A 17,367-nucleotide genomic window follows, 5' to 3' on the forward strand; every position below is an offset into this window, starting at 1 on the left:
ATCTAATCGCGCATGAGCGTTTTTGTCCTCCGACGTGTCCTGACCTTGCTGGCGACGCTGGTCGGCGCATCTGTGATCATTTTTCTGGTGCTGGACGCGCTTCCGGGCAATGCCGCGCAGATGCTGATGGGCGCCGACGCGTCGGCGGATGCGGTCCGCGCGCTCACGGTCAAGCTCGGGCTCGACCAGCCGCTGGCGGTTCGCTATTTGCAGTGGATCAAGGGACTGCTCGTCAGCGATCTCGGCAACAGCTATGTTTATGGCACGCCGGTTGGGAGCCTGATTGCGGAACGGCTGGTGCTGACCATTCCGCTTGCGATCATGTCCATGTTGATCACGGTTGTGCTGGCGCTCTCGGCCGGCATCTACACCGCCGCCAATCACAACAAGCTCGGCGATGTCGGCGTGATGTCGCTGACGCAAATCGGCATCGCGCTGCCGAATTTCTGGTTCGCGATTCTCCTGGTGCTGCTGTTTTCGGTGCGGCTGCAATGGTTGTCCGCGGGCGGTTTTCCCGGCTGGGAGGACGGCATCTGGCTGGGGATCAAATCGCTGCTGCTGCCGGCGGTCTCGCTCGCGGTGGTGCAGGCTGCGATCCTCGCGCGCGTCACGCGCTCGGCGGTGCTGGACGTGCTGCGCGAAGACTTCGTCCGCACTGCGCGCGCAAAGGGGCTCGGCAAGCGCGAGGTGTTGTGGAGCCACGTGCTGCGCAACGCCATGATCCCCGTGATGACGGTGATGGGACTGCAATTCGCCAATCTACTGGCCGGCACCATCGTGATCGAGAACGTGTTCTACCTGCCGGGGCTCGGCCGCCTGATCTTCCAGTCGATCGCCAATCGCGACCTCATCGTGGTGCGCAACTGCGTGATGTTGCTGGCCGCCATGGTGGTCATCGTCAATTTCGTGGTCGACGTGCTCTATGCCTTCATCGATCCCCGCATCAAGGTCCACGATTTGTGAGCGCGCCCCTGACCAGTTCGGTTGATGCGCCGGTCGTGGTGCGCCGGTTGCCGGCCCGGACCTTCTGGGCCCGCGCGCTGCGCCATCGCAGCTTTGTGCTGGGCGGTGCGCTCAGCCTCGTCGTGCTTGCCGCGGCACTGCTGTCGCTGGTGTGGACGCCGTATTCGCCCTACGAGATCGACATCGCCTCGAAACTCCGGCCACCATCGGCGGCGCACTGGCTCGGCACCGATTCCTTCGGCCGCGACATCGTCTCGCTGCTGCTCGCGGGCGCGCGCGCGACCATTTTGGTCGGCGTCATCGCCGTGAGCATCGGTCTCACCTGCGGCGTCTGCCTCGGCCTGATCGCGGCGGCGAGACGCGGCTGGACCGAAGAGATCATCATGCGGTTCTCCGATTTTGCCTTCGCCTTTCCCGCCGTGCTCTCCGCCATCATGCTGGCCGCGGTCGTGGGGCCGGGCATGGTGACGTCGATCGTCGCGATCGGCATTTTTCAGATCCCGACGCTGACCCGGCTGACGCGCGGCTCCGCGAATGCGATCTGGGCGCGTGAATTCGTTCTGGCCGCGCGGGCCTCGGGGAAGGGCAAATTCCGCATCACCATCGAGCACGTGCTGCCCAACATTCTGTCGATCCTGATCGTGCAGGTCACCATCCAGTTTGCGCTCGCCATCCTTGCCGAAGCCGCGCTGTCCTATCTCGGCCTCGGCACGCAGCCGCCGCAACCGTCCTGGGGGCGGATGCTGAACGACGCGCAGACGCTGCTGTTCCAGTCGCCGATGCTCGCGGTCTATCCCGGCGCTGCGATCGCCATCGCGGTCCTCGGCCTCAATCTGCTCGGGGATGGCCTGCGCGATCTGCTTGATCCCAGGCTGGCGCGGGAGCGGTGACGATGGGCGAGCGTTCCACCGCACCACTGATCGCCGTCGACAATCTCGGCGTCCGCCTCAACACCAGTCGCGGGCCGGCACCGGCGGTGCGCGGCGTCAGCTTTGCGCTGAAGCGCGGCGAGACGCTCGGTCTCGTCGGTGAATCCGGTTGCGGCAAGTCGGTCACGGCGCTGTCGCTGATGGGGTTGTTGCCTGAGAGCGCGGTCGTCACCGGCAGCATCAAGCTTGACGGCGGCGAACTCGCCGGTTTGCCCGATGCGGATTATTGCAAGCTGCGCGGCAACCGGATCAGCATGATCTTCCAGGAGCCGATGACCGCGCTCAATCCGATGCACACGATCGGTCATCAGGTCGCCGAGCCGCTGCGGCGTCACAGGAAATATTCGGCGTCGCAGGCGCGGCGGGAGGCGATCGCCTTGCTCGACCGGGTCGGACTGCCCGATCCGGCCAGGCGCATCGATGCCTATCCGCACCAGTTTTCCGGCGGCCAGCGCCAGCGTGTCACCATCGCCATGGCGCTAGCTTGCGAGCCAGACCTTCTGATAGCGGACGAGCCAACCACCGCGCTCGACGTCACCATCCAGGGTCAGATCCTCGACCTCATCGCCGACCTCGTCGAGGAGCGGGGCATGTCGATGATCCTGATCTCGCACGATCTCGGCGTCATCGCCGAGAACGTGCAGCGCATGATGGTGATGTACGGCGGCACGGTGGTCGAGAGCGGTCCGACCGACGAAGTGTTCCGCCGCATGGGCCATCCCTATACGCAGGGCCTGTTCCGCGCTCGGCCGAAGCTCGGCGCGCGCAAGGGGACGCGGCTGACGACTATCTCGGGCACGGTGCCGGAGCTTGCCGATCTGCCGGCCGGCTGCACTTTCTCCGAACGATGTCCGCTTGTGATTGATCAATGCCGCGCGGTGCTGCCGCCAATGGTCGAAGTCGGCGCCGGCCATGGCGTGCGCTGCCTGCGTACCGATGTCTCGATGGCCGCGAATGTCGGGGCGCCCGTATGACGGCGGCGCCGCTTCTTGACGTGAAGGATCTCGAGCAGCGCTACGCGCTACCGCGCGAAAGCCTGTTCCGCCCGCCAGGGCAGGTCCGCGCACTCAACGGCGTCAGCGTACAGGTGGCCGCGGGCAAGAGCCTCGGCATTGTCGGCGAGTCCGGTTCGGGCAAGTCGACCTTTGCGCGGGTGGTGATGGCGCTGGAGCGACCGACGTCGGGGCAGGTTGCGCTGCTCGGGCGCGATCTCAATCGCATCTCGGCCGACGAGCTGCGCCGCGCCCGTCGGGATTTTCAGATGGTGTTCCAGGACCCCTACGGATCGCTCGATCCGCGCCAGACCATCGCGCGTATCGTGGCCGAGCCGCTTACCGTGCTGGACGATGCCGACCGCGCAGCCTTTCGCGACCGCGTCGCCGCGGTGCTGCGTCAGGTCGGCTTGCGTGATGCCGACATGGACAAATATCCGCACGAATTCTCGGGTGGACAGCGCCAGCGCATCGCGATCGCACGCGCGCTGATCACGCAGCCGAAGCTGATCGTCGCCGACGAGCCGGTCTCCGCACTCGACGTCTCCGTGCAGGCGCAGGTGCTGAACCTGATGCAGGACCTGCAGGAGCAGTTCGGCCTCAGCTACATCCTGATCAGCCATGACCTCGCCGTGGTCGACTATCTCTGCGACGAGGTCGCGGTGATGTATCTCGGCCGGATCGTCGAACAGGGCCGGCCGGAGGATTTGTTCGAGCGGTGCGCCCATCCCTATACGCGGGCGCTGCTGGATGCCGTGCCACGGGTGCGCGCCGGTGGCGGCCGGCGGCGACGCGGGGCCCAGGCGATCGCCTCGCAATCGGCTGTTGCGAGCGGGTGTCCTTATGTCGCGCGCTGTCCGCTCGCCGACCAGCATTGCCGCGAGGTTCCGCCCTTGCTACGCAATGTGGGCGAGGGCCATCTCGCAGCCTGTCACAAGGCGGAGGCCGTGATGGCGTTGCCGCAGGCGTCCATGGAAGGTTAGTGTCGTGGACGGAATTGGCGTAGGCTTACGAAGAGAGAGGCCGGGGAGTTACGCATGTTCAGGAAACTATCGATCGTCGCATTTGCCGCCGCGCTGGCCGCGGCACCGCTGCCGGTGCTGGCGCAGAGCAAGAAGGACAGCGTCGTGATGGCGATGGCGCTGGAGCCGCCGGGGCTCGATCCCACCATCGCGGCCGCGGCTGCGATCGCCGAAGTCACGCTCTACAACATCTATGAGACGCTGACCAAGATCAACGAGGACGGCTCGGTCTCGCCCTTGCTGGCGGAGAGCTGGACCGCGTCGCCCGACCTGAAGACCTATACGTTCAAGCTGCGCAAGGGCGTCAAATTCCAGAACGGCGAGAAGTTCGATTCTGCCGCCGTGAAGTTCTCGTTCGAGCGCAACGCGATCGCCACCAGCACCAACAAGGACAAGAGCCTGTTCCAGGCGTTCGAGAAGGTCGACGCGCCCGACGCCGATACGGTCGTGATCTCGGTGAAATATTCCGAGCCGAACCTGCCTTTCCTGCTCGGGCAGGCGAGCGGCTCGATCGTCGAGCCAAAGAGCGCCGGCACTAACGGCACGCAGCCGGTCGGCACAGGACCCTATCAGCTTGGGGCTTGGGCCAAGGGCTCCTCGATCACCTTGAACAAGTGGGCCGACTATCGCAACGCGAGCGCCATCAAGCTGTCGAAGGTGACGATCCGCTTCATCTCCGATCCCGCGGCGCAGATTGCGGCGCTGCTCTCGGGGGATGTCGACGCGTTCCCGCGCGTTGCGGCGGCGCGCGCCATCGGCCAGTTCAAGGCCGATCCGCGCTTCAACGTCATGGTCGGCGGCTCCCGCGCCAAGACCATCGTCGGCATCAACGAGCGCAAGAAGCCGCTCGACGACGTCCGCGTGCGCCGCGCCATCCTCGCCGCGATCGACCGCAAGGCGATGATCGACGGCGCGGCTGATGGTTTCGGCACGCCGATCGGCAGCTTCTACGTGCCCGGCGCGCTGGGCTATGTCGACACGACAGGCATCAATCCCTACGACCCCGAGAAGGCCAAGAAGCTTCTCGCGGAGGCCGGCGTCACCACGCCGCTCGAACTGTCGCTGAAGCTGCCGCCGCCGTCCTATGCGCGGCAGGGCGGCGAGATCCTGGCGGCCCAGCTCGCCAAGGTCGGCATCATCGCCAAGATCGAGAACGTCGAATGGGCGCAGTGGCTGTCGCAGGTGTTCGCCGGCAACGGCCCGCACAATTTCGACCTCACCATCGTCAGCCATGTCGAGCCGATCGACCTCGTCAAGATCACCGAGCCGGACTACTACCTCGGCTACAACAACGCGGCCTTCAACGCGCTCTACAAGCAGATCGTGGCGACGCCCGACGAGGCTGGCCGCGCCAAGCTGCTCGGCGATGCCCAGCGCATGCTGGCCACCGACGCGGTCGCCGGCTTCCTCTACCAGCCGCAGCTGATCACCATCACCAACAAGAAGCTGAAAGGCGTCTGGAAGGACGTCCCGCAATACGAGAACGACTTTTCGACCTGGTCCTGGGAATAGGGGCCGCTCGATCCAGTTGATCGTGTCGCTTCGACAATGGCCTCTCTCCATCGGAGCGAGGCCATTTTTTGAGGGTCCAAACAAAAACACGAAAAACAACCCCATGCACAGTAGGCGGAGTTAGTGATTTCAATGGCTTGCGCGATCCGCTCGGCGGCTTGCGCGGGCCGGCGGTGTCGTTGACCCGTCGGGCAAAACACTGGCAATATAGCATCATCGCGGCCTCATGGTTCGGGACGCGCCGTCAGGCGAGGCACGCCATGAAGAAGCCATCCCGTCGCGATACTCGCATCGCCGCGACTGTCGTCGGCGCCGGGGCACCGGCCAATCTGAAGCTCGACAATGCATCCATGGGCGAGATCGCTCAGGCGCTGGCCAGCGGGCAAGTGACTGCCACGGCGCTGACCAAGGCTTACCTCGCGCGCATCGAAGCCTATGATTTCAATGGCCCCGCGCTCAACTCCGTGCGTACGCTCAATCCCGATGCGCTGTCGATCGCGGGCAAGCTCGACGAGACAAAGCCGTCGGCCAAACGGCCGCTGGCCGGCATCCCGATCCTGGTGAAGGACAACATCGCGACCTCCGACAAGCAGCCGACCACGGCGGGCTCGCTGGCGCTGGAGGGCGCTAGCGCCAGGAGAGACGCCACGGTCGTCAAATTGCTGCGCAAGGCCGGCGCGGTGATCCTGGGCAAGGCAAACCTGACCGAGTTTGCCAACATCCTCGCGGCCGACATGCCGGCGGGCTATTCCTCGCTGGGCGGGCAGGTGAAGAATCCATTCGCACCGGAGTTGGTGGACGACCGCGGCATTCCGATCGTGTTGCCGGGCGGATCGAGCGCGGGCTCGGCGGTCGCCGTGGCGGCCGGCCTGTGCGCGGCGTCGATCGGAACCGAGACCTCGGGCTCGCTGCTGTATCCCGCCAGCATGAACGGCCTCGTCACCGTGAAGCCGACCGTCGGGCTGGTCAGCTGTGCCGGCATCGTGCCGATCTCGCACAGCCAGGACACCGCCGGACCGATGACGCGCACCGTGCGCGATGCGGCGATGCTGCTCAACGTGCTGGCGGCGAAGGACCCACTCGACCCCGCGACCGAGCGGCAGCGGCGGCCGGCCGACTACACTGCAGATCTTGCGAACGACGCGATGAAGGGCGCGCGCATCGGCGTGCCGAGCGACGCGGACGATCCGCTGAACGATCGCTATTACGGCAAGCTGCCGCCCCGATCGGCCAAGGTGATGGCCGATGCGATCAAGGTGCTGGAGGATCTCGGCGCCGTCATCGTGCGTGCCAACATGCCGACACCGGGCTGGATCGGCGGGCCGGGCACGAGCATGAACGTGCTCAACCGCAATCCGCTGAGCCGTCACAAGGGCAATGTGGCGACGCCGCCGATCGTCTTCCTCTACGAGCTGAAGCGCGATCTCAACCTTTATCTCAGGGATTGGGCGACCAATACGGACATGAAGACCATGGCGGATATCGTGGCCTTCAACGCGGCGCACGCGGAGAAGGCGTTGCGTTTCGGCCAGGACCTGTTTCTCGCCGCCAACGATACCCGAGGCGATCTCAGCGAGCGCGAGTACAAATCGGCTCGGGCCATGGACCTGCTGTCCGCCAGGACGCGCGGCATGGACGCCTACATGAACCAGCACAAGCTCGACGCGGTGCTGTTTCCCGGCGCTAGCGGCTGCGTGATCGCAGCGAAGGCGGGCTATCCGAGCGTCATGGTGCCGGGCGGCTCCATCTCAGGCGTCGATGACAAGGACACGCCCGACTATCCGCTCGGAATCAGTTTCGCAGGCCGCGCTTGGAGCGAGCACAAGCTGCTCCGTCTTGCCCACGCCTTTGAGCAGGCCGCGAACATGCGCAAGCCGCCGCCGGGATTGACCGGGCTTTAGATTCACCGGTCTTGGGCACTTTTCGACGGGCAGGCCTCTCGCAGCGCATGCTCCGCGAATTCGGATATCTGCCTTCCGAGTCGCGCGGGCATGGGCTCCGGTCATCGGGGAATGATGCTTGTATCCCATAGGAGAAGTTCAGGTTCGAAGAATGTCGCGAAGCCGGCAAACCATGGGTCGGCAAGGATCAGGATGCTTGCCCGCGACTTCACGACGCTGCTCGTCCCGCAGGCCTTGCGTTTGTGTTGTTTTTTGTCTGAGATGCAACCAATAAGGGAGGGAGTCATGGATTTTGAGCGCAAGGCGTCGGCCGACGGACTGACTTTCAAGCTATATCGCGGGGAAGGCGTCGCGCTGTTGGCCTTCGACCTGGAGAAGGAGAAGGCGACCAACGACTTTGTCGGGTTCTCCGTCGAGGTGAAGTATCCGGGCTCCACGAGATGGGGCGCTCTGCGTAACAGGTTGCACTTCGACGATCCTCCTCAACTGGACCGGCCCCGTTCGTTTCGCTCAACCGAGGCCCCGTTCCAGAAATTCCGTTGGGTCCACGTGCCAACCGAGACGCCCGAGGGAGAATTTCAGTATCGCGTGATTGCGAAATACATGGATGCCGGGGGTGCGCTCTTCGACGGGCCATCCGTCGAGAACGCGATCTCACTGGCGCCGACGACGGTCGATGGCTTTCTCAACGTCGGCTTTACACGCGGCTTCGCCTCTTCGCAGGCTTATGCCGATCGGTTCAAGAACGAGGCGGGCATCCTGCCGCCGGTCGGTGCACCCGCCCGGGCTAACCTCGATCATGACATGGCTCCGTTCGATGCGCACTACAACTGGCTGGGGTTCGAGGCTCGTCGCCTTGTCTACACGTTGCTCGATGACGTTATTCAGGATCAATCCTTGACGATCGATGCACTGATCTATGAATGCAAGGAGCCCGAGATCGTGCGCAGGTTCGAAGCACTCGGAAGCCGATTGCGCGCCATCATCGATGACCATGGCGAGCAGGGCGATCCGGACAGCTGCGAAACGATCAGTGCAGAGCGCTTCGTCGCTGCAGGCGCTGAAATCAAGCGTATGCATTTTGGTCGTCAGCAACACAACAAGGTGCTGATCGTCAAGCGTGACGGTCGCCCGATCCGAGTACTGGCGGGCTCGACAAATTTTTCACTGCGAGGCTTGTACATACAGGCCAACAATGCGCTTCTGTTTGACGACGTAGACGTGGCCGGTGCGTTTGCCGGCGCCTTCGAGCAATATTGGGATGATCCGAAGCGATTTCGTCAGTCGGACATCGCGAAGGAGTGGCACGTCGTGCGTGACGAGCCGGGATCGCGCGTCTCGTTGTGCTTCTCTCCCCACTCCGATCCGGCCCTCTCCTTGACACCGATCGCGGAGGCGATTGCGAATGCGGAAAGCTCGGTGCTCTACTCTGTCGTCTTCCTTAACCAGTTGACCGGCATTGTGCGCGACGAATTCGACGAACTGATGCATCGAACGCTGTTTTCGTACGGCGTTGCGCAGCGGACGGGAGGTTTGCAAGTGAAGAAACCCGACGGATCGATCGGGCTTCTGCCTTTCGCCTATCTAGGCGAGAATGCACCCGAGCCGTTCAAGTCGGAATGGTCCGGCAACACGTCGGACCGTTCGAACATGGTTCACCACAAGTTCCTCGTGACGGATTTCAACGGAGACAATCCGATCGTCTATACAGGTTCCTCGAACATGGCGGCTGGCGGGGAAAAAGAAAACGCTGATCATTTGATCCGCATTGAAGACCGCAAGGTGGCCATCGCCTATGCGATCGAGGCGCTTCGCATGTTCGACCATTTCCACTTTCGGGTGAGGGCAAGGAGCGCCGGTGCTCGCGATACTCTTCGCCTGGCGCGTCCTCCCGCGCCGGGAGGCCGTACCTGGTTTGTCTCTTACTATCGCACGAGCCACATCAAGGAACGAGATCGGAAGCTTTTTGTGACCTAGCCGATCGCTGCATCGATCGTTGGGTTCATGACGGACCATCGCGGCTATCGTGCCGCGAGCGGCGCATAGCGGTGAGGCAATGCGCCGCTCGTCAGTTCATGCAGCCTTGGCCTCGACCTTGCCGATCCAGCCGCGGGCCAACGTCACGTCGGCTTGCGACAATTGATGGCCTGCCGGCAGCACCTTGTGGTCGACATGCGCGCCGGCGTCCGACAGCAACGCCGCGAGCTTTGCCGAATTACTCGCCGGTACGATCGGATCGGCCTGGCCGGACAGCAACAGGATGGGCTTGCCACCGAGCTCCGCCTTCGGCGGATCCGACAGCGGCACCATCGCGCGCAGCAGGATCGCGCCTGCGAGCGCGTCCGGCTTCAGCAACAGCAGCGCGGCGGCGATGTTGGCGCCGTTGGAGAAGCCGACGGCCACTGGCGCGGCGATGCCGTACTGCTGCCGTGCCTCCGTGACGAAGTCGCCGAGCTCGGCTGCGCGCCGGCGCACGTCGTCCTCGTCGAACACGCCTTCCGCAAGACGGCGGAAGAAGCGCGGCATGCCGTGCTCGAGCACGCGGCCGCGCGGCGAGAGCAGGGCGGAGCCGGGCGAGATCATCTTGCCGAGCCCGAGCAGGTCGTTCTCGTCGCCGCCGGTGCCGTGCAGCAGCAGGAGCGGAGGGGAGCCCGCGCCGGTCGCGGGCTCGTAACGATGGATGAATGCAAGCTCGGTCATGCCACGGTCTCCTCCAGGCTGGGCAGCACGCCCTCGATCTGCTTGCGATGCTGTTCGAGAAAGCTTGGCAGCTTCAGATCTCGTCCCAGCGTCGCGACAGGCTCGTCGACGGCGAAGCCCGGGATGTCGGTCGCGATCTCGAACAGCACGCCGCCGGGCTCGCGGAAGTAGATCGAGCGGAAGTAGTTGCGATCGCGCTGCTCGGTCGGGTGCAGGCCGTGGTTGCTTACGAGTTGCTGCGCCATCTTGCCCTGCTCGGCATCGTCGGCCGCGCGGAAAGCAATGTGGTGCACGGAACCGCCGCCCTGGTGTCCGCGCAAAAAGCCCTTGGCTTCGTAGATGTCGACGACGCTGCCTTCGACATCGCCCGGTGCCTTGAAGCGGATCACGGAGCCTTCGCGGCCCGTTTCCTTGAAGCCGAACACGTCGGTGAGGACGGCAGCCGTCTTCGCCGCGCTGTCGAGCAGCAGGGTTACGCCGTGGAAGCCGCGGATCGCATGCTCTGCCGGCACCTCGCCATTGCTCCAGCCCGGCTCGTTCTCGGCGCCGGGGACGCCGACCAGCGCGAGCGCCATGCCGTCGGGGTCGGTGAACGGCAGCACGGATTCGCCGAAGCGCTTCTCCAGCGCCTCGTACGCGATGCCCTTCTCGGTAAAGCGCTGGGTCCAGTAGCCCAGCGAACGCTGCGGCACGCGGAACGCGGTTTGATGGGTCTCGCCGACGCCGCGACGTCCGGGGCGGCGCCGGCCCAAGGGAAGAAGGTCAGGATGGTGCCGGGGCGGCCGGTCTCGTCGCCGTAATAGAAATGATAGGTGCCAGGATCGTCGAAATTGACCGTCTTCTTGACGAAACGCAGGCCGAGATCGCGGGTGTAAAAGCCGAAATTGCGGATGGGATCGCCGGCGATCGCGGTGACATGGTGCAGTCCAGACATTGTCGTCCTCCTGAAATCGGGGAGCGGTCTTGCTCTGGCCGGAAATATCGTTCCGCTTTGGATTGGAGACAATCCATGCAAATATGACGTCTATGTCTACGATTTGGAAACAATCGCCGGGGGCGGCCCATGGATAAGGTTGGCAGCCTCCGGGCCTTCGTGAAGGTGGTTGAGAGCGGGAGTTTTGCGGAAGCCGGCCGCCAGCTGCGGCTGTCGCGCTCGGCGATCAGCAAATACGTCGCCGACCTCGAGGAGAGCCTCGGCGTCCAGCTTCTGAACCGGACCACCCGCCACGCCAGCCCGACCGAGAACGGCCAGCGCTATTTCGAGCGCGCGGTCGTAATCCTCTCGGAGATCGAGGCCGCCGACCAGGCGGTGGCGCAGGCCCAGTCGGCGCCGCGGGGCCTGTTGCGCGTCAACGCGCCGATGTCGTTCGGCACGCTGCGGTTAGGTCCCGTGCTCGCCGATTTCATGGCGCGCCATTCCGAGCTTCAGCTCCAGATCGTGCTGAGCGACGATCTGCTCGATCCCGTTCAGGACGGCTTTGACGTGACGCTGCGGATCGCGGAGCTGGAATCCTCCAGCCTGATCGCGCGAAAGATCGTGCCGGTGGCGCGCATGATCTGCGCGTCGCCGGATTATCTGGCGCGGCACGGCACGCCAAAGCATCCGCAGGATTTGCGCCAGCATGCGTCGCTGACCTACGGCTTTCTGCTCACCGGAAATCAGTGGAAGCTCACAGGCCGCGACGGCGATCACTGGATCCAGCCGGCCTGGTCGCTCTGCGTGAACAATGCCGAAGTGCTGCGCGACGTCGCGATCAAGGGCAGGGGGCTCGCGCTGCTGCCGGACTTCATCGCCGCCGATGCTTTGAGGAAGGGCGAGCTGCGGACGGTGCTGGACGATTATTCGGCGCCGCCGCTCGCGCTCTATGCAGTGTATCCGCCGACGCGGCATCTGTCGGTGAAGGTGCGGCTGTTCATCGATTTTCTGGTGGAGCGGTTTGGGCGGGAGGAGGGCGAGGGAACGCCCTGAGACCGAGACAGCATGCGATGGGTGCAGTGCCAGCGAAACCAATCTTGCTTCGTCGTCTTGGGCGGGTTGAAGGGTTTCGCTGGCGCTTGACCCTTCCGATGAGCTAAAAACCGCGACCGGTTAGACACAACCTTAAAGTTATAACCTATCTGCCACACCGCATCGACGACACCGCCGTGAAGCATTCGCATCCAAGGAAGCATCGGTCGATTCGGCATCTCCGCTGGAGCCCGGATCGCGCAGGCGTCGTGTGGATGCTGGTGTTGGCAATTGTCGCTGTCACCATCTTTGCCGTCGTGGTGATCTACTTCCCTTTCTTGCCCCAGCAGAACGCTGGTGCGGGCTTTGGACCTGACTGGGATTGCACGCCTCACCCCAACAGCGAGCCCACTTGCATCAAGAAGATTGGTCGATGAATCGGCTTACGAGCGCCGGACAGTAATTCCAGGAGCATAGGATGGGTAGAGCCCTTGCGAAACCCATCACGTATTCGCGCGCACGAAAGCGAAGGGTTTCGCTGACGCTCTACCGATCCTGTGAGCCGATCAACCGCGGCTTTTCCGGCCGAAGCAACTTTTCCAGCGCACTCATCGAAGCCTTCTGCAGCGCGGCGAGGTCGCGCGCGGCGCTCTGGCATTCGGGCGGGGGCATCGTGGCCGCGGTGTCCTCGATCTCGCGACAACGCTCGAACAGGCGGACGAGACCGAGCGCGCCGGCGGCGCTGCCGAGCTGGTGCGCGGAGCGTGCAAGCTGCTTGTGATCGCCGGCCGTTGCCGCGTTCGCGATGTCTTCGACGAGCTGTCTGCTGGTCTCTTCCAGCAATTGCTGCAACTTCGCGATTTGCGCCGCGCCCAGCAATTCTTTCTGGTCGTCGAGGAAGTGCCGGTCGATCAACGCACCCGCGGCAAGTGGCGCTGCGGCCGGCTCTTCCGGGCTGTCTTCGATCGCCTCGCGCAGCGCATTGATCAGGATCGGCTTGCCGACGATCCTGGTAATGCCGGCGCCGGCGAGCCGCTCGCGGGCGCTGCGCGACACGTCGGCGGTCACGGCGATGATGCGCGGCATCTTCGGCAGGCCCAGCTTGCCGATCCGCGAGGCCGCGTCGACGCCGTCCATGTCGGGCATGTGCAGGTCCATCAGGATGACGTCGAACGGCTGCTCGCGGGCGAGCGTGATGGCCGAGGCGCCGTTGCGTGCGATGGTGGGGCGATGTCCAAGCCGGTTCAGGATGGCTTCGCCGACCTCGCAATTGACGGGATCGTCGTCGACCAGCAGCACGCGGAGCTGCCGCGACGGCGGGGCAAGCGCACTTTGCGCGACGCCGCTTGCGGCAAGGCCGAGCGGCACGTCAAGCGTGAAGGTGCTGCCCGCGCCCGGCGTGCTCTCCACCGTCAGCTCGCCGCGCATCAGGCGCGTCAGGCGCCGCGCGATCGCAAGGCCAAGGCCGGTGCCGCCGAATCGCCGCGCGATGCTGTCGTCGGCCTGGACGAAATCATCGAAGATGCGCTCGTGCATGTCGGGCGCGATGCCGATGCCGGTATCCTGAACGGTGATGTGCAGCAGGACATGATCGTCGCGCTGCCCGGCCGTCGCCTGCAAGGCAATTCCGCCGCGCGGGGTGAACTTGATCGCATTGCCGATCAGATTGAGCAGGATGCGGTTGAGCCTGACGGGATCGCCGTGCACGGAGGTATTGACCGTTTCGTCGAAGGCGAGGTCGAAGGCCAGGCCCTTGCCGAAGGCCTGTGGACGCATCAGATCCACGGCGGTCTCGATCAGCCGGTCGAGGCGGAAGTCGCGCGTCTCCAGCGTTTCGGTGCTGGCTTCCAGGCGTGCATATTCCAGGATGGTGTCGACCAGTGCGACCAGCGTTTCGCCTGATGCCGCCGCGGTCGCGAGGTGGCGGCGCTGCGCTTCGCCGAGGCTGCCGTCGTCGAGCAGTTGCAGCACGCCCATGACGCCGTTCAGCGGCGTGCGGAGCTCGTGGCTGACGACGGCGAGGAATCGCGACTTGGTCTCGTTGGCCGCAACCGCGACGCTGCGCGCGCGCTCGGCCGAGTCATGCTCGGCCAGCGCGTGGTCGCGGGCCTTCTCCAGCTCGGAGGTCCGCTCGATGACCTTGCGCTCCAGCGTGGCGTAGGACTCGCGCAAATGCGCGGCCATCCGGTTGAACTGGTCGCCGAGTGCCTCCAGCTCGTCGCCGGTCCTGATCGCGAGCCGCAGGCCGAGATCGCCGCTGCCGATCCGCCGCGCGCCTTGCGTCAGGAGCTGGATCGGCACGGTCATGCGCCGGCTGAGCCAGAGCGACACCAGAACCGCAAGGGCCAGCAGGATGACCAGCAGGAACGTCGAGCGGCCGATCGACGCGTAGATCGGCGCATAGGCTTCAGTGAGTGGAAGCTCGACGAAGACCAGCCAGCCGAGCGAGGGGACCGTCGCGTAGGTCGACAGCACGCGTTGGCCCGACAGGTCCTCCTTGACGAGGCCGCCAGAGGGCGGGCCCACCCCATCGAGCGCGGCGCGGACGTCGGCATACCCGGACAGATCGCTGCGGCGGAGCGCCGGCCACAGATCCGGGTGCGCGATCAAGACCCCCTCGCGGTCGACCACATAGGCCTTCCCGGTGTTGCCGACCCTGATCCCGGCGACGAGATCCCAGATGAAGCGCAGATTGACGTCGGCGACGATCACGTTCGGATCGCGGCCGGTCCCGCGCGTGGCGAGCGTCATGAACGGCTCGGTGTCGCCGAAGAAGTAGACGGGTCCGTAATAGGCCCTGCTCTCACTGGCGCCGCGGAAGGCGGGCGAGCCGGAGAGATCGGTCTTGCTGCCGAGCCTGTCCGCGACGCGGCGCGACACGCGCACCTGCTCGCGGCCCCGGGAGTCGAGCTCGGCAATTTCAGCGATCGCGGGCGAGAGGCGAAGCAGGCGGATTGCGTTGAGCCGCTGGTCTTCGTTGCTCGACAACTCCGGCGGCAGGCGCGCGAGCCACCTGATCTGGTTCTCGATCTGGCCGATGAACTGGCCGATCTGGATCGCCGCGGATGCGGCCTGCTCGCGCTGCGTCGCCGCGAGCAGCTGCTTCTGCTCGCGATAGGAGAACCAGACGTCGAAGCCGGTGCTGACGGCGAGTGCTGCGAATGCGAGTGCGACGATCGAGTAGAGATATTTGCGGAAGAGCCGGCCGGGAGGCGTCCGCAAATGTCCCTGGTCGATCGCTTCGTTCACTCGCGGATCTCGTCGGCACGCGCGAGCAGCGTGAACGGCATCACCAATCCGAGCGCGCGGGCGACCGTGCGGTTGATCAGGAGATCGTATTTCCGCGGCGATTGCACCGGCAGATCGCCGGCCTTGGTGCCGCGCAGGATGAGGTCGACATAGTCGGCCGAGCGCACTTCGAGCGTCGGCCCGTAACTCATCAGCCCGCCTGCATCCATGAAATAGTGAAACGGATAGATCACGGGGACACGATATTTCGCCGCCGCCGCAACGATGGCTTGCCGGTTGACCACCAAGAAACTGTCGACCAGCGCGATCACTGCGGCCTTGGGAGGTTCGGCAAAGCGCCCCATCGCGGTGTCGATCTCGGCCGGGGCGCCGATGGGGGCAGGGACCACGGACACTCCTCCGGTTGCGGCGGCCTCCTGCTCGATGGATTCCAGGTAGAAGCGCCCGGCGCGCGGCGTCGTCGCGGGATTGAACAGGACGCCGACACGCGCCAGATCCGGCACGGCCTCCCGGATCAGCTGAAGCCACTTGCCGCCCATCTCGGCGGTGCTGCTGGTGAAACCGGTGACGTTGCCGCCGGGACGCGCCAGACTCTGCACGAAGCCGTTGCCGACGGGGTCGTTCGCAGTCGCGAAAACGATCGGAATCGTCTTGGTGGCGCCCAGCATGGCCGCGGTTTCGACCGTCGAGCCGGTCAAGATGACATCGGGCTTGAGCGCGATCAGCTCCTGCACCGCCGTCCTCAGCTTGTCCGGGCCGCCGAACGTCGAGCGGAGCTCGAAGCGGTAGTTGACCCCTTCGACCCAGCCGCGCTGCCGCAAGCCGGCAATGAGGCCGCCAAGGCGAGATGTCGTATTGCCGTCGGACATGTTTCTTCTGGTCAGCTCGTCGTCGAGCGACAGGCTGGTCAGCGACGCCACGATCCGCATGCGATCCGATGTCGCGCCGAGCGCGAAGAATCCAGCGGCAGTTGCGCCTGCAATGCGCAGGAAATCGCGGCGGGCAGGCGCCGGCACGGTGGGGGCAGGAGCTGGCCGCTTGGTCATGAAATGTTTCGCAGAACTTATTCCCAAGCGTGTCCTTAACGCGAAAGGCTAACGGCCACAATTGATGAAAAACGACGCATATGAATGTTCATTCGCAGCATTGGTCAGCCCGATACCGTATTCCTACGCAGCCGAAGACTCGCTGTTTCGAGCTTTGTCTGCGCCGTGATGATTTGCAACACCTTGTGGCGTTGCAGCAATTTCCGTCCCGGTTGTGACGACGGTGCGGAGAAGTCGATTTCACAGCGGCTGTTTTTGACGCGTTGTTTCAGGTTTGTTTCGAAGGTTTTTCGATGCGCAAGATCTATCTCCTTCCGGCCCTCGTCGGCCTTCTCACCTCTGTTGCAGCCGGGCCGCTTGCGGCTCAGGGCGCGGTGCCGAAGCAGAAGGCCCCGCCCAAGGCCGCTGCTGCCGGCGCGGCGCCAGCTCCCGCTGGTGCAACCTCCACGGCTGCGGCAGAAACTCCCGCCGCCGAGGACAAGACGGCCAAGGCGGTCGACGGCTTTCGCTCCGCCAAGTTCGGGATGAGCGAGACCGACGTGCGCGCGGCGATGGCGAAGGACTTCAACGCCAAGCCCGACGCCATCAAGATCCAGGACAACGCGTCCGAACTGACGCGCAGCCTGCTGCTCGCCGTTCCGGAACTGCTGCCGAATGGCGGCACCGCCGAGCTTTCCTACGTGTTCGGTTACAAGACCAAATCGCTGATCCAGGTCGGCGCGGTCTGGTCGAAGGGGACCGACACGGCGATGACGCCGGAGAAGCTGTTTTCCAACGCCAACATCCTGCGCGCCCATTTCATGGGCGAGGGCTTCAAGCCCGACTCCGTCGCGGTGAACATGCCGGTCGCCGGCGGCATCGTGATGTTCCGCGGCAGCGATGCCAAGGACCGCTCGGTGATCCTGCTGCTGCAGGGCACGTTCGAGAACAAGGAGAACAACCAGCGTGTGCTGACGCCCACCAGCCTGCTGCTGTTCTACGTGGCCGATGCCAAGAGCCCCGACATCTTCAAGCTGCCGCCCGGCCAGTTCTGATGCCGGACGCCGTCGACGACATTCTCCCACCCGGTGGTGGATCGGCGCCAATGCCGATGACGAGGATCTGA

12 protein-coding genes and 1 pseudogene are annotated in these 17,367 nt (G+C 64.7%); 9 read left to right on the forward strand and 4 right to left on the reverse strand.

Annotated elements, in window-relative coordinates:
• Positions 1-12: 12 nt before the first annotated feature.
• From ACQ86E_RS25560 to ACQ86E_RS25590, 7 genes are all read left to right on the forward strand, one after another.
• Complete coding sequence (locus tag ACQ86E_RS25560) at positions 13-963, forward strand: ABC transporter permease (protein ID WP_431202342.1); 951 nt, start codon at positions 13-15, stop codon at positions 961-963.
• The gene (locus tag ACQ86E_RS25565; protein ID WP_431202343.1) at positions 960-1,853 is read left to right on the forward strand and encodes an ABC transporter permease; all 894 of its coding nucleotides are present in this window, start codon (positions 960-962) and stop codon (positions 1,851-1,853) included. The genes ACQ86E_RS25560 and ACQ86E_RS25565 overlap by 4 nt, the downstream gene beginning before the upstream one ends.
• Positions 1,854-1,855: 2 nt before the next feature.
• A complete protein-coding gene (locus ACQ86E_RS25570) occupies positions 1,856-2,866 on the forward strand; it encodes an ABC transporter ATP-binding protein (RefSeq protein WP_431202344.1) in 1,011 nt (336 codons plus the stop codon).
• The gene (locus ACQ86E_RS25575) at positions 2,863-3,867 is read left to right on the forward strand and encodes an ABC transporter ATP-binding protein (RefSeq protein ID WP_431202345.1); all 1,005 of its coding nucleotides are present in this window, start codon (positions 2,863-2,865) and stop codon (positions 3,865-3,867) included. The genes ACQ86E_RS25570 and ACQ86E_RS25575 overlap by 4 nt, the downstream gene beginning before the upstream one ends.
• A gap of 54 nt (positions 3,868-3,921) precedes the next feature.
• Positions 3,922-5,418, forward strand: a complete 1,497-nt coding sequence (locus tag ACQ86E_RS25580; protein ID WP_431202346.1) for an ABC transporter substrate-binding protein — start codon at positions 3,922-3,924, stop codon at positions 5,416-5,418.
• A gap of 260 nt (positions 5,419-5,678) precedes the next feature.
• Positions 5,679-7,319 carry an amidase family protein gene (locus tag ACQ86E_RS25585; RefSeq protein WP_431202347.1) on the forward strand — a complete coding sequence of 547 codons (1,641 nt, stop codon included), beginning with the start codon at positions 5,679-5,681 and terminating at the stop codon, positions 7,317-7,319.
• A gap of 285 nt (positions 7,320-7,604) precedes the next feature.
• The gene (locus ACQ86E_RS25590) at positions 7,605-9,296 is read left to right on the forward strand and encodes a phospholipase D-like domain-containing protein (RefSeq protein WP_431202348.1); all 1,692 of its coding nucleotides are present in this window, start codon (positions 7,605-7,607) and stop codon (positions 9,294-9,296) included.
• Positions 9,297-9,392: 96 nt separating this feature from the next.
• Here ACQ86E_RS25590 and ACQ86E_RS25595 read toward each other — a convergent pair whose 3' ends face one another.
• Together ACQ86E_RS25595 and ACQ86E_RS25600 are read right to left on the reverse strand one after the other, a co-directional pair.
• Positions 9,393-10,019: an alpha/beta hydrolase gene (locus tag ACQ86E_RS25595; protein WP_431202349.1), complete on the reverse strand. Its 627-nt coding sequence runs from the start codon at positions 10,017-10,019 to the stop codon at positions 9,393-9,395.
• Positions 10,016-10,953, reverse strand: a pseudogene (locus tag ACQ86E_RS25600) (ring-cleaving dioxygenase). Before ACQ86E_RS25600 ends, ACQ86E_RS25595 begins: the two are co-directional and overlap by 4 nt.
• Positions 10,954-11,082: 129 nt before the next feature.
• On the opposite strand from ACQ86E_RS25600, the gene ACQ86E_RS25605 reads away from it, so the two are divergent.
• The gene (locus ACQ86E_RS25605) at positions 11,083-11,988 is read left to right on the forward strand and encodes a LysR substrate-binding domain-containing protein (RefSeq protein ID WP_431202350.1); all 906 of its coding nucleotides are present in this window, start codon (positions 11,083-11,085) and stop codon (positions 11,986-11,988) included.
• A 525-nt stretch (positions 11,989-12,513) separates the two neighbouring features.
• Here the strand turns inward: ACQ86E_RS25605 and ACQ86E_RS25610 are convergent.
• Positions 12,514-15,216 (reverse strand): ATP-binding protein, encoded by a 2,703-nt coding sequence (locus ACQ86E_RS25610; RefSeq protein WP_431202351.1) that lies wholly within the window; start codon positions 15,214-15,216, stop codon positions 12,514-12,516.
• On the reverse strand, positions 15,213-16,262 hold the full coding sequence (locus tag ACQ86E_RS25615; RefSeq protein WP_431202352.1) for an ABC transporter substrate-binding protein: 1,050 nt from the start codon (positions 16,260-16,262) through the stop codon (positions 15,213-15,215). The genes ACQ86E_RS25610 and ACQ86E_RS25615 overlap by 4 nt, the downstream gene beginning before the upstream one ends.
• Before the next feature lie 293 nt (positions 16,263-16,555).
• Between ACQ86E_RS25615 and ACQ86E_RS25620 the strand changes: the two genes are divergently transcribed.
• On the forward strand, positions 16,556-17,296 hold the full coding sequence (locus tag ACQ86E_RS25620; protein ID WP_431202353.1) for a hypothetical protein: 741 nt from the start codon (positions 16,556-16,558) through the stop codon (positions 17,294-17,296).
• Positions 17,297-17,367 lie beyond the last annotated feature (71 nt).

This window comes from Bradyrhizobium betae, assembly GCF_050632175.1.
Lineage (GTDB): Bacteria > Pseudomonadota > Alphaproteobacteria > Rhizobiales > Xanthobacteraceae > Bradyrhizobium > Bradyrhizobium betae_B.

Coding starts and splice junctions, on each gene's coding strand:
- ACQ86E_RS25585 (WP_431202347.1), top strand. CDS start 5,679: ATGAAGAAGCCATCCCGTCGCGATACTCGCATCGCCGCGACTGTCGTC.
- ACQ86E_RS25560 (WP_431202342.1), top strand. CDS start 13: ATGAGCGTTTTTGTCCTCCGACGTGTCCTGACCTTGCTGGCGACGCTG.
- ACQ86E_RS25620 (WP_431202353.1), top strand. CDS start 16,556: ATGCGCAAGATCTATCTCCTTCCGGCCCTCGTCGGCCTTCTCACCTCT.
- ACQ86E_RS25590 (WP_431202348.1), top strand. CDS start 7,605: ATGGATTTTGAGCGCAAGGCGTCGGCCGACGGACTGACTTTCAAGCTA.
- ACQ86E_RS25575 (WP_431202345.1), top strand. CDS start 2,863: ATGACGGCGGCGCCGCTTCTTGACGTGAAGGATCTCGAGCAGCGCTAC.
- ACQ86E_RS25605 (WP_431202350.1), top strand. CDS start 11,083: ATGGATAAGGTTGGCAGCCTCCGGGCCTTCGTGAAGGTGGTTGAGAGC.
- ACQ86E_RS25570 (WP_431202344.1), top strand. CDS start 1,856: ATGGGCGAGCGTTCCACCGCACCACTGATCGCCGTCGACAATCTCGGC.
- ACQ86E_RS25580 (WP_431202346.1), top strand. CDS start 3,922: ATGTTCAGGAAACTATCGATCGTCGCATTTGCCGCCGCGCTGGCCGCG.
- ACQ86E_RS25595 (WP_431202349.1), bottom strand. CDS start 10,019: ATGACCGAGCTTGCATTCATCCATCGTTACGAGCCCGCGACCGGCGCG.
- ACQ86E_RS25615 (WP_431202352.1), bottom strand. CDS start 16,262: ATGACCAAGCGGCCAGCTCCTGCCCCCACCGTGCCGGCGCCTGCCCGC.